Source organism: Lentzea xerophila (genome assembly GCF_051094245.1).
Taxonomy (GTDB): Bacteria; Actinomycetota; Actinomycetes; order Mycobacteriales; family Pseudonocardiaceae; genus Lentzea; species Lentzea xerophila.
Genome location: NZ_CP194934.1, coordinates 8,731,435 through 8,753,864 on the forward strand (window position 1 = coordinate 8,731,435; position 22,430 = coordinate 8,753,864).

Consider the following 22,430-nt stretch of genomic DNA (forward strand, 5'->3'; position numbering starts at 1 on the left):
CGGTTGTGTGGGTTTTCTTGGGGCGCTGCCCCAAACCCCGCCGATCTGATCTGAAACCGGGCCTGCGCCGTCGGCGGGTTGATGGCACGCCTGGTGCGTCGGGCGGCTTGCTGTTGCGTAGGTGCTTGCGTTGGTGGGGTGGTTTCGTCACGAGTCGAGCCAGAGCGAGCCGCGCGCGAGGAGGAGGGTCAAGTCGACGAAGGCGTGTCGACTTGACCCTCCTCCTCGCGCGCGGCAAGAACTGTGTCACGACTCGTGACGAAACCACCCCACCCGGCCCGCTCGGTGAACGGCGAAGGGCGGGACTGCTCGGCTTCGCCTTCGCGTGGCTCGCCTGCGGCATCGCTGGGACAAGGAAAGGCCCCGGCGGTGCCAACCACACCGCCGGGGCCGTCATGCCGAACAGGTCAGGCGACCGCGATCTCCACCGCGTGCACGCCGGGGCCGGTCGCCGAGACGTCGGCCTGGCCGTTGCCGGTGCGGTGCAGGGCGCGGACGGTCCAGCTGCCGGGGGCCGCGAAGAAGCGGAAGTCGCCCTCCGGGGAGGTGACCACCTCCGCGGTGAACTCGCCGGTCGAGTCCAGCAGGCGGACGAAGGCGCCGCCTACCGGGGTGCCCTCGGAGACGACCTTGCCCTCGAGGACGGTTTCCGTGGTCGAGACGTCGATCGAGCCGCCCTGGGTGGGCGCGCCGCAGCCGTTGCTCATGATCAGGACTCCTTGCCGGAACCGAGTTCGATCGGCACGCCGATCAGCGAGCCGTACTCCGTCCAAGAACCGTCGTAGTTCTTGACGTCTTCGTGGCCGAGCAGCTCGCGCAGGGCGAACCAGGTGTGCGAGGAGCGCTCGCCGATGCGGCAGTAGGCGATGGTCTTGCGGCTGCCGTCGAAGCCTGCCTCGGCGTAGAGCTCGCGGAGCTCCTCGTCGGACTTGAAGGTGCCGTCCTCGTTGGCCGCCTTGCTCCACGGGACGTTGACGGCGGACGGGATGTGGCCGCCGCGCTGGGCCTGTTCCTGCGGGAGGTGGGCCGGGGCGAGGAGCTTGCCGGAGAACTCGTCGGGGGAGCGCACGTCGACGAGGTTCTTGTTGCCGATGGCGTCGACGACCTCGTCGCGGAAGGCGCGGATCGAGAGGTCCTGCTCCTGGGCGGTGTAGGAGGTGGTCTCGCGCACCACCTCTTCCTTGTCCAGGGGGCGGCCGTCGAGCTCCCACTTCTTGCGGCCGCCGTCGAGGAGCTTCACGTTCTGGTGGCCGTAGAGCTTGAAGTACCAGTACGCGTAGGCCGCGAACCAGTTGTTGTTGCCGCCGTAGAGGACGACCGTGTCGTCGTTGGAGATGCCCTTGGCCGAGAGCAGCTTCTCGAAGCCCTCGCGGTCGACGAAGTCGCGGCGGACCGGGTCCTGGAGGTCGTTCTTCCAGTCGATCTTGACGGCGCCGGGGATGTGCCCGCCGTCGTACGCGGTGGTGTCCTCGTCGACCTCCGCGAACACGACGCCGGGCGCCTGGAGGTTTTCCTCGGACCAGGCGGCCGAGACCAGCACGTTCTCACGGCTCATGGGAAGTTGCTCCTGTAGTAGTGCGTGTCTTATTGCGGTCGAGCGAGGGCAGGTACGTACCGGCGCAGCAGCAGGTACATCTCGCACCCGAGGCACAAGCCCAGCGCCGCGTTGAGCAGTGCTGCCACCAGTGCCAAACCGGTTGCCACCATGCCGAGCGTGGTGAGACCCGTGGCGTAACCGAGGGTGCCGATCAGGGCGAACACGAACCCGACGCCCTGCGCGAACCGCAGTGGGGCGGCTTCCTCGCGTTCGGTGGTCGGGGTCAGGCGCGGCTGGATCGCGTAGCGGTAGACGTGACCCCACGGGTTCAGCTTCAGCGAGATGAACGCGCACATCGCGAACAGCACCGTCTGGGCGGCGAGGAGACGCCACCAGCCGGTGAGCAGCACGATCGCGAGGATGACCGTGGTCATCCAGGCGGAGAAGCGCGGTCCGCGCGGGTCTACAGGGGAGTCCTTGGGCACGACGACCTCCGGGCAGACGGACGAGAGGATTCAGTCCGGCAGAGGTAGCTGTTGGGCGTCAAGCGGCCCAATCAGCTCGTCGTGCGACACAGGCTGCTGCGCACGCGGCACAGATCAACCGCGCGTCGCTTCGTGAGCAGCATGGTCATGGCAGCGAGAGTAGCCCTCAATCCCTCGGTGCGGGAGGTATGTCCACTTGGTGGAACAACCCAGGTTCACCCGACCGGACTAGGACAAATGAGGGCGCAGGGCCTCGAGCAACGAGTCGCGTTTCGGCACGCCGCCGACTCGCAGGACCTCGGTGCCGTCGGCCGTCAGTGCCAACGTCGTCGGGGTGCGCATCACGCCGAGTTTGGTGGCGACGTCCGGGAGGTTCGTGACGTCGAGCTCGGCGTGGGTGAGGCCGTCGGTGCGGTCGGCCAGGTCGCGCAGGATCACCTTCGCGTGCCGGCACGGCGCGCAGAACGTGGTGGAGAGCTGGACCAGCGTGACCCCCGGCGCGAGCAGGTCGCGGACGGGGGCGGGCAGGTCGCCGAGAGAACCAGGAATGGCCTCACGGCGGGAGATGCGGCCCTCGCGGACCTTGAGCAGCACACCGATCGCGCCGGCCACGGCCAGCGCGCCCAGCAGCGCCCACACACCGGTCATCGTTGGTCCAACGGTACATCCGCGATCTCGCCGCTCAGCTTGAACGCACCGCTCTCCACCTCGACGGCGGTAGGCGTCGCCCCGAACGGCAGCGAGCCGGGGGCGATCTTGATCGCGAGCGCCTGGCGGAGCTGCGGGATGATCTGCTTGAGCGACGCGTCGTTCAGCTCGATGTCGTCGATGTTGATCTGGATGGTGCCGCTGACCAGCGCGATCTGTCCGTAGGCGGTGAGCGGGACGACCTTGCCGGCGACGTTGGTCTCGCCGGAGAGCTTGATCGCGGCGGTCGTCTTGGGCGCCTTCGGGTCGACCGGCGCCTGGGTGGCGGCGCGGTTGTCCGGCTCGATCGAGAGCTTGTCGAACGGCGTCACCTGGTTCGCCAGCCGGTTCAGGTCCAGGGCCTTGATCTTGATGCTGCCCTTGACCGTGTCGATGGTCGCCTTGGAGACGTTGCCCGCGAGCAGGTCGGCCAGTTCGACGCGGGTGTGCAGGAGGTCGGCCTCGATGTCGAGGTCGCGCAGGTCGACCCCCTGCTGCTCGTCCTTGATCGGCACGCCGTGCGCGCGGATCTCCACGTGCTGGTAGTCGCCGCGCAACGCCTGCAGGGCGAACGGGAACCCGTTGATGCGCACCGACGGGTCCTCGTCGAGCTGCAGCTTCTCCCGCATCCGCTGGGCGATCTGGTACTCACCGGCCGCCGCGAGCGCGAAGTCGGCCGCCACGAGCAGGACGCCCAGCACGATCACCGTGATGATCAGGAACTTCCCTCGCCGGGACTTCTTCCTCGGCCGTGCAGGGGTTTGCGCAGTCATCCCTCGTCCTCGACGTTGCCGGCGATCCATGCCGCCATCCGGTCTACCAGGTCTGGAGTCGCGGCCGATTCCGCGTGCCGCATGCCGCTCTCGATCCACAGCTCGGCATGTCCGGAGGACGCGCGGTGCAGTGACCGGGCGTGCTCCACACCGAAATAGTGATCCAGGTCACCATGTACGAGCAGCAGTGGGGTCGGCGTGATGCGCCCGACCACCTCGAGCGGACTCTCCGGCGCTTGTACCCAGCCGGCGCCGAGCCGAACCCCCATCGCCCGCACCGCGAGCTTGCCGTGCGGCTGCTCCAGCAACCAGTGCACGCGGCGCATGGGAGCCGTCTCCCGCGACCACCACCGGGCGGGCCCGCTCACCGCGACGACGGCGTCCGGCCTGGTCAGCCCCTCGGTTTTGGTCAGTGCGGCGTGCCGCAGGACGATCGACGCGCCCATCGAGAACCCGACCGTGGCGATCTTCGAGTAACCGAGCTCGCGCGCCTTGCGCACACCGGCCTCGATGTCGTGGACCTCGTCGGCACCGACCGTGGAGAGCCCACCCGACCGTCCGTGTCCGCGGAAGTCGAACGCGACGACACCGGCGTTCCTGGCCAGACGGGCGAGCACCCGCGCGACGTACGGCTTGCGCACGTTGTTCGTGAACCCGTGTCCCACAACGAAAGCGAGGTCGCTTTCACCCTTGTAGTGGACGCCGTGCAGGCGCACCCCGTCATGTGACATGGATGTAACAGGCGTGACGCCTGTGGAAACAAGTGTGAGCACGGCTTCTTGACCTGGGACTTTCTCGGGCTGCACCGGTATCGTCTCCGTCATCCGCAGGCAACGGGGCCCGGTCACCGTACGCCGCTGGTCTGGTCGAGGTGACCTGACCACGGCCGACTTGGAGGGCGCCGCGATGAGCATCGACGTGCTTCTGCTGACGACAGACCCGGACCCGGAGGCTGTTCTTCCCGCGCTGGCCCTGCTCCCGCACGCCGTGCGCCCGCTGCGTCCCGAGGTCTCCGCACTGCTCGAGGCAGGCCCCCACGACATCGTGCTGGTCGACGCCCGCACGGATCTCGCCGGTGCCCGTTCGCTGTGCCGCCTGCTCGACTCGTCCGGTGTGGACGTGCCCGTGGTGGCCGTGGTCACCGAGGGTGGTCTGGTCGCCGTCAACTCCGACTGGTCGGTCGACGAGATCCTGCTGCCGAACTCCGGTCCCGCCGAGGTCGACGCCCGCCTGCGCCTGGTGCGCTCACGCCGCGGCACGACCGCGCCCGGTGGTGACGGCGCGCTGCAGCTCGGCGACCTGGTGATCGACGAGGCCACCTATACCGCGCGCCTCAAGGGCCGCCCGCTCGACCTCACCTACAAGGAGTTCGAGCTGCTCAAGTACCTCGCGCAGCACGCGGGCCGGGTGTTCACCCGCGCCCAGCTGCTGCAGGAGGTCTGGGGCTACGACTTCTTCGGCGGCACCCGCACGGTCGACGTCCACGTGCGACGGCTGCGCGCCAAGCTCGGCCCCGAGCACGAGGCGTTGATCGGCACGGTCCGCAACGTGGGCTACAAGTTCGTCCGCCCGCCTCGGCCGGGATCGTCGCGCCGCCCGGCCGACGTCGCCGAGGTCGAGATCGACGACTCCGCCCACGTCCTGGATGATCGTTTGATCGCGCGGTAGGTTCGCCTGTGTGGCGCAACTGAGCTGGTTCGAGGAGCTGACGGCCGACCAGGCCGCCGAGGTGACGGGTCTGCTGGAGGCCGCGCAGCACACCGACGGCGTGGCACCGGTCGGCGAGGCCGTGCGACTGCGGATGCGCCCCGGCGCGACCGGCAGCAGGCATCTCCTCGCACACCTGGACGGCGAGCTCGCCGGGTACGCGCACGTCGACCTGATCGGTGACTCCGGCGGCCACCAGGTCGCCGAGTTCGCCGTGCATCCCAGGCACCGCCATCAGGGCGTCGGCGAGGCGCTGCTGAAGGCGCTGCCCCAGGAGTCGCTGCGCATCTGGGCGCACGGTGGCCACCCGGACGCCGAGAAGCTCGCCGAGAAGCTCGGCTTCCGCAAGGTGCGCGAGCTGCTGCGGATGCGGTTGCGTGTCGAGTACGACCTGCCGGAGCCCAAACTGCCCGAGGGCATCACCATCCGGCCGTTCGTCCCCGGCAAGGACGAGGCCGCGGTCGTCTACGTGAACCACCGCGCGTTCGACTGGCACCCCGAGCAGGGCGCGATGTCGATCGAGGACGTCCGGGCCAAGGAGGACGAGGACTGGTTCGACCCCGAGGGCTTCCTGCTCGCGTTCGACGCGGAGGACAGGCTCGCGGGCTTCCACTGGACCAAGATCCACACCCCCGCGCTCGGCGAGGTCTACGTCGTGGGCGTCGACCCGGACCGCCAGGGCGGTGGCCTCGGCAGGGCGCTGACCCTGGTCGGGCTGCGCCACCTGCAGCAGCAGGGGGTCAAGGAGGTCATGCTCTACGTGGAGGCGGACAATGCTCCGGCGGTTCGCGTCTACACGGGGCTCGGCTTCACCCTTTGGGACGCTGACGTCCAATACGCCAGGTAGTGAACAAACTGTCACAAAGCGCATACGCGCAGGTCACGGCGTCACCCTAATGGCGGTGTGCCTGGTCACTTCCCGTCCTGTGTTCACCTCGCGTTCACCTCGTCTAGGCGGACTGTCCATTCTGGCTACCTACCTTCCGTAGCGAGCGGCGACGTCCGTCGCGAAACCGCTAATGCTTCCGCAAGGTGGAGGACTCAGGTGAAGATCCAGCGGCACGGCGCCGTACTCGGCCTCGTCGCGGCCGGCGCGCTTCTGCTCAGTGCGTGCGGCAGTGACAACAACGCGGGCACGGGCGGCACCAACGCGCCCGCTGCGTCCGGTGTTGAGTGCGGTGGCAAGACCAACCTCAACGCGGAGGGCTCGTCGGCGCAGAAGAACGCGGTCGACGCGTTCGTGCAGGCCTACCAGGCCGCCTGCCCCGGTGTGAACGTCGCGTACAACCCGTCCGGTTCCGGCGCGGGCGTGAAGAACTTCAACGCCGGCCTGGTCGACTTCGGTGGCTCGGACTCCGCGCTGAAGGAAGGCACCGAGACCACGGACGCCGCCAAGCGCTGCCAGGAGAACCCGGCCTGGAACCTGCCGCTGGTCTTCGGCCCGGTCGCGATCGGCTACAAGCTCTCCGGTGTGGACAGCCTCGTGCTGGACGCCAAGACCACCGCCGCGATCTTCTCCGGCGAGGTCAAGAAGTGGAACGACCCGGCCATCAAGGCGCTGAACGGCTCCGCGACCCTGCCGGACAAGGACATCGCGGTCGTCTACCGCTCGGACGAGTCGGGCACCACCGACAACTTCCAGAAGTACCTGGAGGTCGCCGGCGGCTGGACCAAGGGTGACGGCAAGCAGTTCAAGGGTGGCGTCGGCGAGGGCAAGGAGAAGTCCGCCGGTGTCGCGCAGGCCGTCGGCTCCATCGACGGTGCGGTCACCTACGTCGAGTGGTCCTTCGCGCAGGACAACAAGCTCTCGATCGCCAAGATCGACTCCGGTGCCGGCGCCGTCGAGCTGACCGCCGAGTCGGCCGGCAAGGCCATCGACGAGGCGAAGATCAAGGGCGAGGGCAACAACCTGGTCCTCGACCTCGACTCGATCTACGGCTCCAAGGCCGCCGGTGCGTACCCGCTGCTGCTCGCGACCTACGAGATCGTGTGCTCGAAGGGCTACGACGCCGACACCGCCAAGGCCGTCAAGGCGTTCCTCACCGTCGCCGCGACCACCGGCCAGGAGCAGCTCGCGGACGCCGGCTACGTGCCGCTGCCCAAGGCGTTCCAGGAGAAGCTCCTCACCGCCGTGAAGGCGATCGCCTGAGGTTGATGCGAGACTGCGACCAACGCTGACGCGATGAACGATCCCGTCGCGGCCTTGCGCCCCGCCGGCTCCGGGGACCCCGGAGCCGAGCGGGGCGTCGCGGCTGCTCCCACTGCCACGGAGGCTCCGATTCCCCCGACACCGGAAGCTTCAGAAACTCAGACCAAGGTTCACGTTCGGCCAGGTGACCGGATCTTCCGCGGCCTTGCGACGGGTTCCGGCGTCTTCATCGTCGCGATCATCGGCGCGATCGGGCTCTTCCTGATCCTGCAGGCGATCCCGTCGCTCGGACTGGACCAGGTCAACTTCCTGACCAGTCGCGAGTGGAGCACCAGCGATGCGAACAACCTCCGGTTCGGCATCCTCGACCTGCTGATCGTCACGGTCGTCGTCGCCGTGGTCGCGCTGCTGATCGCGATGCCGATCTCCATGGGCATCGCGCTGTTCCTCACGCAGTACGCGCCGCGCAAACTCGCCCGGCCGTTCGCGTACGTGATCGACCTGCTGGCCGCGGTCCCCTCGATCGTCTTCGGTCTGTGGGGCCTGTTCGTGCTCGGGCCGGTGCTGTACCCGTTCTCGACGTGGCTCGTCGAGAACCTCGGCTGGTTCCCGCTCTTCGCCCAGGGCAACGTCAACCTCCAGCTCGGCGGCACCGTCTTCACCGCGGGCATCGTCGTCGCGGTGATGATCCTGCCGATCATCACGGCGGTCAGCCGCGAGGTCTTCGAGCGCACGCCCACGATGCACATCGAAGGCGCCATCGCGCTCGGTGCGACCAAGTGGGAGGTCGTACGGACCACGGTGCTGCCGTTCGGCAAGGCCGGTTACATCAGTGCCTCGATGCTCGGCCTCGGCCGTGCGCTCGGCGAGACCATCGCCGTGATGATCATCCTGAGCACCGCGTCGAGCTCGTTCGGCTGGTCGCTCTTCGACGGCGGCAACACGTTCGCCTCGAAGATCGCCCTGGCGGCACCGGAGTTCAACGACCCCCGCTCGGCCGGTGCCTACATCGCGGCCGGTCTGGTGCTGTTCGTGCTGACCTTCGTGGTCAACGCCATCGCGCGCTCGATCGTCGCCGGCCACAAGGAGTACGAGTGAGCACGAACCTCGCTGACCCGGCGCGCCTCGCGACGCCGCCGACGTTCCAGGCGGTCGGCGCCGCCCGCCGCTTCAAGAACGGCATCGCCACCGCACTCGTGTGGGGCGCGTTCCTCATCGCGATCATCCCGCTGGTGTGGGTGCTCTACACCGTCGTCCAGCGCGGCTTCCCGGTCATCCTCGACGGTGACTGGTGGCAGAAGTCGCTGTCCGGCCTGCTGGCCCGCCAGCAGGGTGGCGGCGCGTACCACGCGATCTACGGAACGCTGGTCCAGGGCCTCGTCTGCGCGGTCATCTCCGTGCCGATCGGCATCATGGTCGCGATCTACCTGGTCGAGTACGGCGGCCGCTCGCGGCTGGCGAAGGCCACGACGTTCATGGTCGACATCCTCACCGGTGTCCCGTCCATCGTCGCGGCGCTCTTCGTCTACACGGTGTGGATCACGTACTTCGGCTTCGGCCGCAGCGCGCTCGCCGTGTCGCTCGCCCTGGTGCTGCTGATGGTGCCGGTCGTCGTGCGCACGACCGAGGAAATGCTCAAGATCGTCCCGGACGAGCTGCGCGAGGCCTCCTACGCGCTGGGCATTCCCAAGTGGAAGACGATCGTCAAGATCGTCATTCCGACGGCCCTCTCCGGCATCCTGACCGGCATCATGCTCGCCCTCGCCCGCGTCATGGGCGAGACCGCGCCGGTGCTGGTGCTGGCGGCGTACGCGGCGTACATCAACTTCAACATGTTCAGTGGCCCGATGGCCTCGCTGCCGTTGATGATGGTGAACGAGCGCAACAACCCCACGCAGGCGGGCTTCGAGCGCATCTGGGGCGCGGCGATCACGCTCGTGCTGATCATCACCCTGTTCAACCTGCTGGCCACCGTGATCTCGCGGGTGCTGGCGCCGAAGACGAAGTGAGCGGGCGGACATGGCCAAGCGACTCGACATCAAGGACCTGAACCTCTTCTACGGCAAGTTCCACGCCGTCGAGAACGTCTCGCTCGCGGTGCCGCCGAAGAACGTGACCGCGTTCATCGGCCCCTCCGGTTGCGGCAAGTCGACCGTGCTGCGGTCGCTGAACCGCATGCACGAGGTGGCGCCCGGCGCGCGCGTCGAGGGCAAGGTGCTGCTCGACGGCGAGGACATCTACGCGTCCACTGTGGACCCGGTAGAGGTGCGCCGCACCATCGGCATGGTGTTCCAGCGGCCGAACCCGTTCCCCACGATGTCCATTCGGGACAACGTGGTGGCCGGGCTGAAGCTCGCGGGCATGAAGAACAAGAAGGAGCTCGACGAGGTCGCCGAGCGCTCGCTGCGCGGTGCCAACCTCTGGAACGAGGTCAAGGACCGGCTCGAACGTCCCGGTGGCGGCCTCTCCGGCGGTCAGCAGCAGCGTCTGTGCATCGCGCGCGCCATCGCGGTGCAGCCCGACGTGCTGCTGATGGACGAGCCCTGCTCGGCTCTGGACCCGATCTCCACGCTGGCGATCGAGGACCTGATCACCGAGCTGAAGAAGGAGTACACGATCGTCATCGTGACTCACAACATGCAGCAGGCGGCGCGCGTGTCCGACCAGACCGCGTTCTTCAACCTGCTGGGTGTCGGTCAGCCAGGACAGCTGATCGAGGTGGACGACACGGAGAAGATCTTCTCCAACCCGGGCCAGAAGGCGACCGAGGACTACATCTCCGGCCGGTTCGGCTAGATTGCTGCGGGTGAGCCCGCAAAGCAAGTCCCGCAAGAAAAAGCAAGGCAAGGCACCCGGCCGCAGGCCCGAGCAGCAGTCCCCGTACGGGGCGTTGCTCGAGTCGGCGGCCGCGCTGCGTTCGGAGTCGTGGCTGCTCGCGGACGCCTGGGCGAGCGAGCTCTACGCCACGCTCTGGCTCGCCGGCTCCGGCCACACGCCGATGGTCGAGGCACTGCGGGCGATGGACGACCCGGCGGCGCTCACGGCGTTGCGCGCACTGTCCGGTGTGGGCTCCGAGGAGCACCGGCGCGAGGCCGCCGAGGCCGCGGAGGCCGTCGCGGCACGTGGAGTCGCCGAGCCGTCGTGGTACGTCGCCGGCACCGTCGCGGACTTCCGGGACGCGTTCCTCGTCACGAACCTGCTGGGGGACGTCGAGGTCATCGCGATCACCCAGGAACGCGCCGGCGTCGGCGAGACCGTGCTGTTCATGCGGCAGCCGGTGCTCGGGGCCACCGCGATCGAGCTGTTCTCGACGCCGGACGAGGGCACCGTGGCGTTGCTGGAGGACATGATCGCCTCGACGCCCGAGGCGTTCCGCGACGAGATCACGCCGTTGAGCGCCTCCGACGTCTACGACCGGGTGTGGCCGGACGTCGAGCAGTTCTGGGCGGACGGGCCCGACGAGGAGGCCGAAGAGGGCCTGATCGGCTCCGAGGACGTGCGGCACCCAGTCCAGCTGATCGCTCTCGCCGATGCCCGCGTGAGCGCGCTGGTGCCCGACGAGTACGAGATCCCGACCGTCAGTCCGAAGAGGACGGACGAGGTGGTCGAGGCGTTCGTGGCTTCACCGCACGGAATCGCCGACGTCGACGCCGTGCGGGCGTTCGCGCGGATCGTCGCTTCCGCTGCGGTCGAGCAGAACCGCGATCCGGTCGTGTACGGACCCGCGTCGCTCACCGCGGTGCTGATCCTGAACGTGGCCGCGCGCCTGCACGTCTCGGACGCGGATCTGGCGTTGCTGCCGGAGATCGCACGGGCGTGGGCGTACTTCACCGTGGACGTGCGGGACCTGCCGCGCGACGAGGCGCGGGCGGCGTGGGATGAGGAACTGCCCACCGTGCTCGCCGAGTTCGCGGAGGCCTACGCCGATCCGGAGCTGGTGGCTGAGCGCGATGGGCAGTTTCGCTGAAGGTTCCTACAGTTTCTCGTCGCCACCGTAGCCGGGCATCCGGCCGGTGACGACGAAGACCGTGCGCTTGGCGACCGACACGGCGTGGTCGCCGTAGCGCTCGTAGAAGCGGCCGAGCAGCGTCACGTCCACGGCGGAGGCGACGCCGTGCTGCCACTCCTTGTCCATGATCACGGAGAACAGGTGGCGGTGGATGTCGTCCATCGCGTCGTCCTCAGCCTCGAGGGCGCGAGCACGGTCGACGTTCTTCTCCCGGATGATCTCGGCGGCCTCCTTCGCGAGCTTGACCGCGATGCGGCCCATCTCGGAGAAGTACGGCTGCACGTCCTCCGGCAGCGCCGACGCCGGGTGCCGGCGGCGTGCGGCCTTGGCCACGTGCAGCGCCAGGTCGCCCATCCGTTCGACGCTCTCGGCGGCGTGGATCACCGCCAGCACAGTGCGCAGGTCGGTCGCGACCGGTGCCTGCAGAGCGAGCAGCGCGTACGACTGCTCCTCGATGCTGGAGCGGACGTCGTCGACCTTCTGGTCACCGCTGATGACCTGCTCCGCGAGACCGAGGTCGGCCTGCAGCAGGGCAGCGGTCGCGTTCTCCATCGCCTCGGCGACCATGCCGGTCATGTCGGCCAGTCGGTCGGCGAGTTCTTCTAGCTGGTCGTGGTAGGCCTCGCGCATGGCGCTCAGCCTACGTCCCGACCCTCGCGGCAGCGACATGCCAGCATGAACCCGAGGTGAACCCCAGGCGAATCACTTCGCCGCGCAGGGGTCCTGTGCCGCGTTCACAACGGACAGGTCGTCGCCGGGCTGACCTTGGTTGTTGCCCTGCTGAGGGGTCCCGCCCTGCTGCGGCGCTCCGCCCTGCGGATTGACGACCTTGCCGTCGAAGTTCGCGCCGATCGTCAGCACGACCGCCCCGCCCATCTCGGGCGCCTCCACCAGTTCCGCGCTGGGCACGGCGGCCTTGAGGGTCGCCGCCTTGTTCTCCTGGCCCTTCGAGTACCTGATGGTCGTCTTCGGCGCGTTCTCCGGGGCGTTGTCCTTGCGGGCGATCTTGAACCCGTACTGCTCCAGCGAGGTCGACGTCCTGCCGACGGCGCCCACGTTCGACGGGTCCCCGTTGAGCACCTGGATGGTGACCTCCTTGGGGTCGATCACCGTGCCGGGCTGGGCGGGAGCGTTGGGGTCGCCGGGCTTCGGCTCGGCCACCTTCTCCTGCGGCAACGGCGTGCCATCGATGATCGTCTGGAACAACGCCCTGACGTCGTCGTCCTTCAGTCGCTCGATGTTGTCGTCCGGGTTGTTGATCAGCTTGTTGTCGTCGGTCCAGTGCGGCATCGTCACGAACGAGACGCGGCCCGCTTCGAGGCCCTGCAACGAGTTCGCGAGCTCCAGCAACGACGCCACGTCGATGTTGTCGCCGGCGGTCGAGGTCGTGAGCGCGTTGATGAAGTTGTTGAGCTTGGTCGGGCTCAGCAGGACCTGGTTCGACAGCGCCTGGCGCAACATCGCCGACATGAACCCCTGCTGGCGCTTGATCCGGTCGAAGTCCGTGCCGCCGTCTCCGGCGACCTTGCGGGCGCGCACGTACTGCAGCGCCTGGTCGCCCTTGAGGACGTGCTTGCCCGCCTTGTCGATGACGACGCCGAGCTCGTCGTCGACGATCTTCGTCGGCGTGCAGATCTCCACGCCGCCGATCGCCGTCGACATCTCGCGGAAGCCGATGAAGTCGATGCTGACGAAGTGGTTGATCTGGAGGCCGGACAGCTGGGTCATCATGTTGGCGACGCACTCGGGCCCGCCGTCGTTGTAGACGGAGTTCGCCATGACCTGCTTCTCGGGAGCCAGCGGACCGGCGTACTGCCCGGTGTCCGGGTTCCAGCTGCGGCAGGCCGGCCGGTCGACGCGGACGTCGCGCGGCAGCGACACGATGACCATGCGCTTCCGGTCCTTGGGGATGTGCGCGAGCATGATCACGTCCGACCGCGCGCCACCCTCCTGCTGCTGGGTGCCGACGTTGTCGCCCGCCTTCGCGCCCGCTCGGGTGTCCGAGCCGACCAGCAGGAAGTTCTCGTCACCGAGCTGCTTCTCGGCCTGGTGCACGGCCTGCGAGTTGCCGCCGAGCGCGTCGATCTTCTGGAACTTGGAGTCGGCCCACTGCATCGCTGCCCAGCCGATGCCGGTCGACGCGAACACCGCGGCCGCGGCGGCGATCGCCCCGATCCTGGCGGTACGCATCAGTTTGCGCTGCTTGGGCGTGCGTCCGACGGGCCGCTGCTCGCCGTCTTCCTCAACGACGACCGGGTCGGCGAACTGGGTCGCCTCCTCGTCCTCCTCGTCCTTGACCCACGGCATGAGCTTGGCGCGCCGCTCCTTGCGCTGGCGCTCCTGCTCGAGCAGTTCGTCGTGCACCGCGGAGAACCGCGCGAGGGTGTGGTCGACCTCGCGGCGCTTCTTCACGTCGTCGCCGATGGCCTCCATCTCGGTCGTGAGGCACGTCGGGTCCATCTCTTCGCGCTTCTCGACCTTGGCCACGCCCGCCGCGGAGGTGATCTGCGTGGCCTCGGGGCCGGGCGCGGCGGCCTTGGGCTCCTCGACCGGCTGGGGCGGCGTGGGCGGTGTGGGTGCCGCAGGCGTCTGGGGCGTCGGGGGCGTCACGCCGAGCCGGTTGGCGATGACGTTGGGCGCCGGACGTGGGCCGCTCGACTCTGCCCGTGGGGGCATCGGCCGGGGACCGCTCGACTCCGCGCGCGGCGGCATCGGGCGCGGAATGCTGCCCGACGACGGGGCCTCGCCCGGCAGGAGCCGGCGCGGCGCGGGGCCGTCCGGCGTTCCTCCCGGCGCGGGGGGACGCGGGATGCCGTCCGACGACGGTGCGTCGCCGGGGGCGAGCCGGCGCGGCGGTGCGCCGTTCACGTCGGGGGCCGGGCGGCGCATCGTGCCGCTGGGCATGCCGTTGGCCGCCTCGGGCGCTCCACCAGGGGCGGGGCGCCGGGGCACGCTGTTCGACGACGGCGCGTCGCCGGGAGGCATCCGCCGCGGCTCACCGGGTGCCGGTGGCCTGGGCGCGCCGTTCGAGGTGGGTTCACTGGGCGCGGGCGGGCGCGGGATGCCGCCGGACGACGGTGCGTCGCCTGGGGCGAGCCTGCGCGGCGGAACGCCGTTCGAGCCCATTTCCCCTGGTGCGGGGCGTCGGGCAGTGCCGTTCGGCTGCTGCTCTCCCGGTGCCGGGCGGCGCTGCCTGCCCGTCGCGTCGGGACGCGGCCGCTGACCGGTCTGCTCGCCGGGCGGCGGGAAGGCGCCGTTCGGCGCCGGCTTCTGGACGGGCCGCGGCCGGGATCCGGTCTGCTCACCAGGCGCGGGACGCGGTCGCGCACCCGGCTGCTGAACGCCGTTCGGTTCCGCGGGTGCGTCCGGCCTGCGCCGCCTGCCGGTCTGGTCACCGGAGAAGTTCTGCGGAGCAGCCTGCTCAGGACGCGGGCGCGGGCCCGTCTGCTCACCAGGCCGGTGAGCGGCGGGCGGCTGCTGCCGCGGCGCCTGTGGTGGCTGCTGGGGCTGGTGCGGCTGGGCCGGCGGGTCAGGAAGCGCACGCCGGCCGGTCGCGGGTGGTTCTGGCAGGGCACGCCTGCCTGTCGTGGATGCGTCGGGCGAGCCTGGCGGGACGGGTCGGGGGATGTTCGTCCTGCTGTGCTGCTCGATGAGGTCCGAGACGCTCAGGCCCCCAGAGCCTTCCATCGAGCGACGTCTACGGCCGGTCGGCTGGTCGAGCTGGGGATCCTGATCACCGCGGGAAGAGGGGCCGCCACGTCGGGGGTCGTCGGGCACCCAATCTCCCTTCTGGGTCAGAAGCTGAAAAAGTGGTTCGTCATTACGAAGTGACGACGACCGGGACACAAGGGTTGCATCACCGGCGTGTCAGTTGCGCCCGCGATACTACGGATGTAGGCGACTTCTGACGACCACTCCGGGTGATACGTCTGCGATCCGTACGCGATTACGAGCAGTCTGCTTGCCCTGAACGGGTGAGCCAGGTCACTCAGTAGTAACCGAGAACACGTGTCTCTGTGACCGCACGCCTGCCCGCGGCAGCACCTGCGAGCCGAACCCGTCCGTCGGCACGGTACGCCACGGCGTTGCGACCTGACTGCTTGGCGGTGTACAGCAGGCTGTCGGCCCGCAGCAGCTGTTGCTCGGCGCCGACGGGTGGACGTTCCGGCGCCTCGTCGGCGGCCGGTTCGTACGCCAGGCCAACGCTGACGGTCACGCGCAACCCCGGCGCGAGCTCCTGCCAGAGGTGACGCTCGACACGTTCTCTCGCCGCCTCGGCGATCTCCACGGCCGTCACCGCGTCCACGCGCGGCAGCACCAGCACGAACTCCTCGCCGCCGTACCGGGCGCAGAAGGCGTCCTCGGGCAGGCCCTGCTGCAGCAGTTCGACCACGCGCTGCAACACGCGGTCGCCGAGCAGGTGCCCGAACGTGTCGTTGACCTGCTTGAACCAGTCGAGGTCGATCAGCGCGATGGCGAGCCCGTGCCGGCACGCTCCGTGTTCGGTCAGCAGGTCCATCAACCGCTGGTCGAGGTAACGGCGGTTGTAGGAGTCGGTGAGGGTGTCGCGCAGGCTCTGCTCGCGCGCCTCGGCGTGCTCCCGGCGCAGTCTGTCGACCTCGCGCCGCAGCTGCTCGGGAACGTGCGGCTGCTCGTCCTGGTCCGCGTAGAGGAGGTCGAGCGCGGAACGCAGGTGCTGGTACGCCTGCCGCCACTGGCCGCGGGAGGCGAGCAACGCCGCGATGGACTCGTGCAGGCTTATCGGCCCGGTCCCCTGCTCGTCGACGCTGGCGTCGATTGGCTGGGAATCTGCGATTTCGGGTCGCAGCGCGGTCATCGCGGTCACCTCCTTACTTGCCAGGTGTCGTCTCCTGAGAGGCAGCGCTTGAGCTAGAAGGACGCGTGGAGGCGGGATTTCCCCCGTCCGGTTGACCGTCAGCTGCTCCGATCCAGTGAGCTTGGAAGATCGACAATCCGCTCAGCCACCGAGACAGGGCGCGAACCCGTACACCTCGTCGTCCAGGAGTACGACGTGCAGTGACCCGATCTGGCTGCCGATGACCTGGTCCTTCTGGCGCAGCGTGATGGTCACGGCGACGACGTAGACGTCCCCACGCGGATGGGCCTTCTCACCAGGGGGTGCCCAGTCGGCGTCCATGCGAAGCGTCGCCCACGTCGGCTCGACCTTGATGGTGGCGCCGCGCAGCTCGCACGTCTTCTGCCGGAAGTCGGGGTGCTGCGTCTCCTTCAGCAGCTTCTGCTGCTGGTTCGCGCCCTCGTCGCCCGCCTTGTTGAGACGCTCGTAGAACGCCTTGAACCTGGCTCGGTCGCCGTCGGACAGCTGGACCGGCCGTGCCGTGCCCGCGACCGGGCCGGCGCAGCCCGCGAGGAGCACGAGCGAGGCGAGGAGGACCGCGATGCGCTCAGCCACCGGAGTGCATCACGTCCGCACCGGCCGGAACCGTCGCGTCCTCGGGGTCGTCGAGCCAGCCCTCAGGCAGCACGACCTTCGCCGACGAGCCCTGCCTGCCGCGCGGCCCCTCGGCGTTCGCGGGGAACGGGACGGACCCGTCGAGCGTGCCGATGAGGTCGTCGAGCTCCTGCAGGCTCGACACCATCGCGAACGCCCGCCGCGTGTCGCCGCCGACCGGGAAGCCGTGCCAGTACCAGGCCATGTGCTTGCGCAGGTCACGCAGACCCTTGTGCTCGCCGTCGTGGGCCGCGAGCAGCTGGGCGTGCCTGCGCAGGACCTCGGCGACCTCGCCGAGCGTCGGCCCCTCGGGGACCGGTTCGCCCCGGAACGCCGCCTGCAGGTCGCGGAACAGCCACGGCCGCCCCAGGCAGCCACGCCCGACGACCACACCGTCGCAGCCCGTCCGCGCGACCATGTCGAGCGCGTCCTGGGCGCTGAAGATGTCGCCGTTGCCCAGCACCGGAATGCTCGTCACGGCCTCTTTGAGCCGGGCGATGGCCGTCCAGTCCGCCTTGCCGGAGTAGCGCTGCGACGCCGTGCGCGCGTGCAGCGCCACGGCCTGTGCGCCCTCGTCCTGCGCGATACGTCCCGCGTCGAGGTACGTCAGGTGGTCGTCGTCGATGCCGATGCGGAACTTCACGGTGACCGGCATGTCACCGGCGTTGCGCACCGCGGCCCGCACGATCTGCCGAAACAGCTCCCGCTTGTACGGCAGCGCCGCCCCGCCGCCCTTGCGCGTCACCTTGGGCACCGGGCAGCCGAAGTTCATGTCCATGTGGTCGGCGAGGTTCTCGTCCACGATCATCTTCGTGGCCTCGCCGACGTTGCGCGGGTCCACCCCGTAGAGCTGCATCGACCGCGGGCTCTCACCCTCGTCGAAGGTGATCATGTGCATGGTCATCGGGTCACGCTCGACGAGCGCGCGCGCCGTGATCATCTCGCAGACGTAGAGCCCGGCCCCGTACTGACGGCACAGCTGCCGGAACGCCACGTTGGTGATGCCGGCCATGGGGGCCAGCACGACGGGCGGGTCGACGGCGAACGGGCCGATCTTCAGCGTGGAGGGAACGGACACGCTCCCCAGGTTACGGCACTGACCTGCCGCGATCTTCACCGAGAGTGACCGCGATCGCGTCGAGGACCGCGACCAGTCTGCGGCGTTTGTCACGTTCGCTGCCGTGACGATGACGTCGACCCGCTCCGCCGTGATGCCGCCTCGATCGCCCCACGCCCACCAGCGCCGCAGCGGTTTCGCCGGAACCGGGCGCTCTTCACCGAGCGCGAACACCCCCGGTGCCCCGATCGGGTGTCGGGGGCTTCTGCCAACATGCCCTTGGAGGTGGCCTACGCGTGGGGGCGGTTCAACTGATCAGGTCCGGGTTCGAACGGTTCTTCGTCGACGGGCCCGTCGGCTCGCCGACCGGCGGCGGCGAACAGCAGGTCGTCGCCGTGCAGCAGGTGGGCGACCTGGCGCTGCCGAGCGGCAGGCTCGTCGCGGCCGACCCGTTCGTGCTGTGGCCGGAGGACGCCGAGGCGTTCACCACCGAGGTCGCGCCGGGCGCGTACCCGGTGTCGGTCTCGCTGGTGTCGTGGGTGGACGGGGACGGCTTCCCCGACCTGCGCCAGGGTTACCGCGTCGCCGCGGCCAAGGTGACGGTGCGGGACGAGCCCGCGTACTCGTGGACGCCGGCCGTGCTGCCCGGCCAGCGCGTGCCGATGCACGAGGAGTTCGGCTACGAGGTGAAGTCGAGCACCGGCGCGTTCTTCGACCTCACCGCCGCCGAGGCGCTGGATCGTCTGGCGAGCGACGACGAGGTGGGCAACTGCGACCTCATCGACGCCCTCGACAAGGTGGGCGGCGGTCGCGGCCCGGCCAACGTCGCGGACTTCCAGTCCGGCCTGAACGTGGTGGCGTTCTCGACCGGGTGGGGCGACGGGGTCTACCCGACGTGGGTCGGCCGCAACACCGCGGGCGATCCGGTCGCGTTCGTGACCGACTTCCAGGTGATCAGAAACGTCTAGGTCGTGATCAGCCGCAGCACTTTGCGCGCGGACCGGTGTTTCAACCGGCCTGTTCCGGGTAAGCAGTGCTGGTGAGCGAAGCCGAGGAATCCGACCAACGCAGACTCGCCCGCAACGTGAACGAGCTGCTGCAGGAGCTCCGCGTTGCGCAGGCCGGCGTGCAGATCCTGTTCGGATTCCTCTTGTCCATCGCGTTCACCGAGAAGTACGCGTCCGTCGGCGCGTACATCCGCGTGACCCACCTGGTCACCGTGCTGTGCGCCGCCGTGGCCGTCGCCTTCCTCACCGCTCCCGCCGCGTGGCACCGGGTCCTCTTCCGCCAGGGCCGCCGCGAGGATGTGGTCCGCAAGGGCAACGCGTTCGCCCTGACCGGTCTGGCCTTCCTGGCCCTCGCCATGACCGGCACCGTCCTCATGCTGGCCGAGGTGATCCTCGGCGGCTGGCCAGCGATCGCCGTCGGCGTGCTGGCGTTCGCGGTGTTCGCCGGCCTCTGGTTCGTCCTGCCGTACGCCTCACCCGAGGGTGCTGAGGACGGCGAGGGCGCCTAGTCCGATCGCGACCGGCACCGCCGTCAGCACATTCCTCCTTGTAGGCCGCGGTTGTTCGCGCAGCACGTGAATTCCCAGCGGCACCAAGGCAATGCACAACCCGGCCGTCCCGACGATCGACAGGACCTCGGTGCCCTTCAACACCCCGAGCGGCAGCAACCCCATGGCCGCCAACGCCACCGCACGCACTTTCCCGAGCACGCCGCCGAGGTACGCCCCGATCGCCAGCACGTACCAGCCGAACATGATCGTGAAGGACAGGAAGCTGAACAGGTGCAGCTCCCCGTACCCGTTCGCCACCAGCTCGATGGCGCCCTCGACCCCGAGCGAGCCGGTGGCGTTGAACGCGGCCTGGTCCATCCCGGCGTGGAACGTCCGCCCGAACAGCCCGACCGTCACGAGCAGGCCGCCCCAGGCCGCCCACCTCGGTTTCTTCTCCCCGATGCGCTGCGCGAGGAAGGCGACCGCGGCCCACATCACCACGTTCCCCGCCAGGAAAGCCGTGTAGGCCGCCCGCATCAACTCCGGATGCTCGGCCACCGCCCGCAACTGGTCGGGGAAGAAGAAGTTGAACGGCGAGCGCAACACGGTGCCGGCAAAGAGGAGTACCGGCCCGAGCACCAGCGCCACGCCACCGACCCACCCGTTCGGAAACCTCATGGTCGTTGACGCTGCCACCGCTGCGGCTTGCTGTGATCGGCCTTCGGTCCGACCCGTGCCTCAGACCACGGTCCGAGATCCCCGTGCACGCGAACGCGGCGGCGTCGTCATCACGGTCGCGGACCGAATCCGTGCTGCTGCCCAGGCGGAACCTGAGGCCCAGGGCCGGGAAACGGCGGTCCGGAATGCATCGGCCCCGGCCGCTGAGCCGGCGCGGCCGCGATCCGGGTCCGGTCGAACTGTCCGATCGCGACAGCGGCACCGATCAACGCCACCCCACCGATCGTGAGGCCGAGGTAACTGATGGTGTCCGTCAGCCCCGACGGCCCGCTGTACCTGGCGCTCTGCGTCTTGCAGGTCATGCGGGCGGTGGTCCCGCTACCGCTGTTGGTGCAACTCCACGACGCTTCGAGCGGACCACCGGAGACCTTGGCGTCGACGGCGATCAGGATGATCCCGAGGGCGGCCGCGATGATGCCGAGCACGATGAGGGCAATACGAACAATCCGGAGAAAGACCACGTGGGGCACGCTAGCTCGCGCTGCCGGTGATGTCCCTGGATCACCACATCTCGTCCCGCGCGGCCGGACTGTCGATCCGCGCCCCTGCCGTTCGACGTGTGGGTAGAAGGGCAAGGACCGGATCCGCCCCGGCGAATTCGGATGAGACTGACGCGGCGATGAGGAACACTCGGACCTACCGATGAGTTCCGCAGTACCCGCCGGTCTTCACCGGTGTCACGAAGAACGCCGACACCGGCGGCCTTGGCCGCGACACGACTGTGCCAGCAACCTAGTGAGGGCCCTGACATGCCTGCTGCCATCCAAGACCGCCCGACCGCGCAAGCGGGCAAGACACCACTGGTGGTGCGCCTGCTGGTGCTGGCGACGTTCGTCGTGATCCTGAACGAAACGCTCATGATCAACGCGATTCCGCGCCTGATGGAGTCGATGCACGTCACCGAGCAGGCGGCGCAGTGGGTCTCCACCGCGTTCATGCTCACCATGGCCGCGGTGATCCCGATCACCGGCTGGTTCCTGCAGCGCGTCACCACCCGCCAGGGTTACGCGATCGCGATGGGCGTCTTCCTGGCGGGAACCGCTCTCTGCGCCGTGGCCCCGTCGTTCGCGGTGCTGCTGATCGGCCGGATCGTGCAGGCCACGGGCACGGCCGTGATGATGCCGCTGCTGATGACCACGTTGATGACCGTCGTGCCCGAACAGGACCGAGGCCGCGTCATGGGCAACGTGACGCTGGCGATCTCGGTGGCGCCCGCCCTGGGCCCGGCCGTCTCCGGCCTGATCCTGCAACTCGGCTCGTGGCGGCTCCTGTTCGTGGCCGTCCTGCCGATCGCGGGCGCCGTGACCTACTTCGGCCTCCGCCAGCTGGCCGACATCGGCGAGCCGAAGGTGAGCTCCCTGGACTGGTTCAGCGCCACCATGGCCGCCCTCGGCTTCGGCGGCCTCGTCTACGGCCTGAGCCTGTTCGGCGAAGGCGACGCCGAACTGGGCGCGGGCATCGCCGTCGCGGGCGCCGCCACCATCGCGATCTTCGTGCTCCGCCAGCTCAAACTGCAACGCACCGGCGCCCCCTTGATGGACCTGCGCACCCTCAAACACCGCACGTTCGCGCTGGCGCTGGCCCTCATGTGCGTCGCGTTCCTGGCGATGATGGGCTCGATGATCCTGCTGCCGCTCTACCTGCAGAACCTGCGAGGCCTCACCCCACTGGAAACCGGTCTGCTGCTCATGCCGGGCGGCCTCGCGATGGGCCTGCTCGGCCCGACCGTCGGCAGGCTCTACGACCGCCTCGGCAGCCGCCCGCTGGTGCTGCCCGGCGCGATCGGCATCGTGCTCTCCCTCGCCGGCTTCACCCAGGTCTCGATGACCATGCCGTACTGGCAGGTCCTGGCCCTGCACGCGTTGCTGATGGTGAGCCTGGCAGCGACGTTCACCCCGATCTTCACCCTCGGCATGGGCGCGCTCCCGTCGAACCTGTACCCGCACGGCAGCTCGATCCTCGGAACGCTGCAGCAGGTCGCGGCAGCCTTGGGAACCGCACTGGTGGTGACCGTGATGTCCGCGCGCTCCAGCCAACTGGTCGCCGACGGCACCGCCGCCGCGTCGGCCCAGTTGAGCGGCATGAAGCTGGCCTTCGTGGTGGCGGCCGTCATCGCCGCGGCGACGATCGCGGTAGCGGCCCTGCTGCCGAACCGAAGCTCGACCGGCACCGCCGCCCCTGTCCACTGAGCCGTCAGAACGACGACACCCCCAGGTCTTGGACCTGGGGGTTTTCGTTGCACCCGACGTGGGTGGCGATCCGGGAGCAGCTGTACCCGCTGGTTCGGCCACCACTCGTCGCCCGGCTGGTTGGCCGGAAC

The 22,430-nt window shown here is 69.1% G+C and carries 24 protein-coding genes; 10 read left to right on the forward strand and 14 right to left on the reverse strand.

From position 1 onward, the window contains the following. Positions 1-407 precede the first annotated feature (407 nt). From ACRSBM_RS41990 to ACRSBM_RS42020, 7 genes are all read right to left on the reverse strand, one after another. Entirely contained in the window at positions 408-707 is a 300-nt protein-coding gene (locus tag ACRSBM_RS41990; protein WP_434452345.1) for a DUF1416 domain-containing protein, read from the reverse strand. A 2-nt stretch (positions 708-709) separates the two neighbouring features. Further along, entirely contained in the window at positions 710-1,555 is an 846-nt protein-coding gene (locus ACRSBM_RS41995; RefSeq protein ID WP_434452347.1) for a sulfurtransferase, read from the reverse strand. Between the two features lie 29 nt (positions 1,556-1,584). Beyond that, entirely contained in the window at positions 1,585-2,022 is a 438-nt protein-coding gene (locus tag ACRSBM_RS42000) for a DUF4395 domain-containing protein (RefSeq protein WP_434452349.1), read from the reverse strand. Positions 2,023-2,093: 71 nt separating this feature from the next. Next, on the reverse strand, positions 2,094-2,171 hold the full coding sequence (locus tag ACRSBM_RS42005) for a putative leader peptide (RefSeq protein WP_352235731.1): 78 nt from the start codon (positions 2,169-2,171) through the stop codon (positions 2,094-2,096). Between the two features lie 79 nt (positions 2,172-2,250). Continuing rightward, a complete protein-coding gene (locus ACRSBM_RS42010; protein ID WP_434452350.1) occupies positions 2,251-2,670 on the reverse strand; it encodes a thioredoxin family protein in 420 nt (139 codons plus the stop codon). Beyond that, entirely contained in the window at positions 2,667-3,482 is an 816-nt protein-coding gene (locus ACRSBM_RS42015) for an LmeA family phospholipid-binding protein (protein ID WP_434452351.1), read from the reverse strand. Before ACRSBM_RS42015 ends, ACRSBM_RS42010 begins: the two co-directional genes overlap by 4 nt. Continuing rightward, positions 3,479-4,213, reverse strand: coding sequence for an alpha/beta hydrolase family protein (locus ACRSBM_RS42020; RefSeq protein ID WP_434452352.1), 735 nt, complete (start codon positions 4,211-4,213; stop codon positions 3,479-3,481). The genes ACRSBM_RS42015 and ACRSBM_RS42020 overlap by 4 nt, the downstream gene beginning before the upstream one ends. 175 nt (positions 4,214-4,388) lie before the next feature. Here ACRSBM_RS42020 and ACRSBM_RS42025 point away from each other — a divergent pair, with 175 nt between their 5' ends. The 7 genes from ACRSBM_RS42025 (at position 4,389) to ACRSBM_RS42055 (ending at position 11,305) form a co-directional block, all read left to right on the forward strand. Then, the gene (locus ACRSBM_RS42025; protein WP_434452354.1) at positions 4,389-5,150 is read left to right on the forward strand and encodes a winged helix-turn-helix domain-containing protein; all 762 of its coding nucleotides are present in this window, start codon (positions 4,389-4,391) and stop codon (positions 5,148-5,150) included. A 10-nt stretch (positions 5,151-5,160) separates the two neighbouring features. Further along, entirely contained in the window at positions 5,161-6,036 is an 876-nt protein-coding gene (gene mshD, locus ACRSBM_RS42030) for a mycothiol synthase (protein WP_434452357.1), read from the forward strand. Between the two features lie 198 nt (positions 6,037-6,234). Further along, a complete protein-coding gene (gene pstS, locus ACRSBM_RS42035) occupies positions 6,235-7,338 on the forward strand; it encodes a phosphate ABC transporter substrate-binding protein PstS (protein ID WP_434452359.1) in 1,104 nt (367 codons plus the stop codon). Between the two features lie 33 nt (positions 7,339-7,371). Then, positions 7,372-8,436, forward strand: coding sequence for a phosphate ABC transporter permease subunit PstC (pstC, locus tag ACRSBM_RS42040; RefSeq protein ID WP_434452361.1), 1,065 nt, complete (start codon positions 7,372-7,374; stop codon positions 8,434-8,436). Beyond that, positions 8,433-9,347: a phosphate ABC transporter permease PstA gene (pstA, locus tag ACRSBM_RS42045; protein WP_434452363.1), complete on the forward strand. Its 915-nt coding sequence runs from the start codon at positions 8,433-8,435 to the stop codon at positions 9,345-9,347. Before pstC ends, pstA begins: the two co-directional genes overlap by 4 nt. A gap of 10 nt (positions 9,348-9,357) precedes the next feature. After that, positions 9,358-10,134: a phosphate ABC transporter ATP-binding protein PstB gene (gene pstB / locus ACRSBM_RS42050; RefSeq protein WP_434452364.1), complete on the forward strand. Its 777-nt coding sequence runs from the start codon at positions 9,358-9,360 to the stop codon at positions 10,132-10,134. A gap of 10 nt (positions 10,135-10,144) precedes the next feature. Further along, positions 10,145-11,305, forward strand: coding sequence for a hypothetical protein (locus ACRSBM_RS42055; protein ID WP_434452365.1), 1,161 nt, complete (start codon positions 10,145-10,147; stop codon positions 11,303-11,305). A gap of 6 nt (positions 11,306-11,311) precedes the next feature. Here ACRSBM_RS42055 and phoU read toward each other — a convergent pair whose 3' ends face one another. From phoU to dusB, 5 genes are all read right to left on the reverse strand, one after another. Next, a complete protein-coding gene (phoU, locus tag ACRSBM_RS42060) occupies positions 11,312-11,977 on the reverse strand; it encodes a phosphate signaling complex protein PhoU (protein WP_434452367.1) in 666 nt (221 codons plus the stop codon). A gap of 72 nt (positions 11,978-12,049) precedes the next feature. After that, a complete protein-coding gene (locus ACRSBM_RS42065; protein ID WP_434452369.1) occupies positions 12,050-15,034 on the reverse strand; it encodes an LCP family protein in 2,985 nt (994 codons plus the stop codon). Positions 15,035-15,335: 301 nt separating this feature from the next. After that, positions 15,336-16,184 (reverse strand): GGDEF domain-containing protein, encoded by an 849-nt coding sequence (locus ACRSBM_RS42070; RefSeq protein ID WP_434452370.1) that lies wholly within the window; start codon positions 16,182-16,184, stop codon positions 15,336-15,338. 141 nt (positions 16,185-16,325) lie between these two features. Next, positions 16,326-16,778 (reverse strand): hypothetical protein, encoded by a 453-nt coding sequence (locus ACRSBM_RS42075; protein ID WP_434452372.1) that lies wholly within the window; start codon positions 16,776-16,778, stop codon positions 16,326-16,328. Beyond that, positions 16,771-17,895 (reverse strand): tRNA dihydrouridine synthase DusB, encoded by a 1,125-nt coding sequence (dusB, locus tag ACRSBM_RS42080; protein WP_434452374.1) that lies wholly within the window; start codon positions 17,893-17,895, stop codon positions 16,771-16,773. The genes ACRSBM_RS42075 and dusB overlap by 8 nt, the downstream gene beginning before the upstream one ends. 275 nt (positions 17,896-18,170) lie before the next feature. Between dusB and ACRSBM_RS42085 the strand changes: the two genes are divergently transcribed. Continuing rightward, on the forward strand, positions 18,171-18,842 hold the full coding sequence (locus ACRSBM_RS42085; RefSeq protein ID WP_434452376.1) for a DUF4241 domain-containing protein: 672 nt from the start codon (positions 18,171-18,173) through the stop codon (positions 18,840-18,842). Between the two features lie 71 nt (positions 18,843-18,913). Then, positions 18,914-19,390, forward strand: coding sequence for a DUF6328 family protein (locus ACRSBM_RS42090; RefSeq protein WP_434452379.1), 477 nt, complete (start codon positions 18,914-18,916; stop codon positions 19,388-19,390). Here ACRSBM_RS42090 and ACRSBM_RS42095 read toward each other — a convergent pair. Together ACRSBM_RS42095 and ACRSBM_RS42100 are read right to left on the reverse strand one after the other, a co-directional pair. After that, a complete protein-coding gene (locus ACRSBM_RS42095) occupies positions 19,355-20,050 on the reverse strand; it encodes a hypothetical protein (RefSeq protein WP_434452380.1) in 696 nt (231 codons plus the stop codon). The two genes, ACRSBM_RS42090 and ACRSBM_RS42095, sit on opposite strands and share 36 nt — an antisense overlap. Positions 20,051-20,160: 110 nt before the next feature. Next, positions 20,161-20,571, reverse strand: coding sequence for a hypothetical protein (locus ACRSBM_RS42100; RefSeq protein ID WP_434452383.1), 411 nt, complete (start codon positions 20,569-20,571; stop codon positions 20,161-20,163). 288 nt (positions 20,572-20,859) lie between these two features. On the opposite strand from ACRSBM_RS42100, the gene ACRSBM_RS42105 reads away from it, so the two are divergent. Then, the gene (locus tag ACRSBM_RS42105; protein ID WP_434452384.1) at positions 20,860-22,299 is read left to right on the forward strand and encodes an MDR family MFS transporter; all 1,440 of its coding nucleotides are present in this window, start codon (positions 20,860-20,862) and stop codon (positions 22,297-22,299) included. The last annotated feature ends 131 nt before the right edge of the window (positions 22,300-22,430 follow it).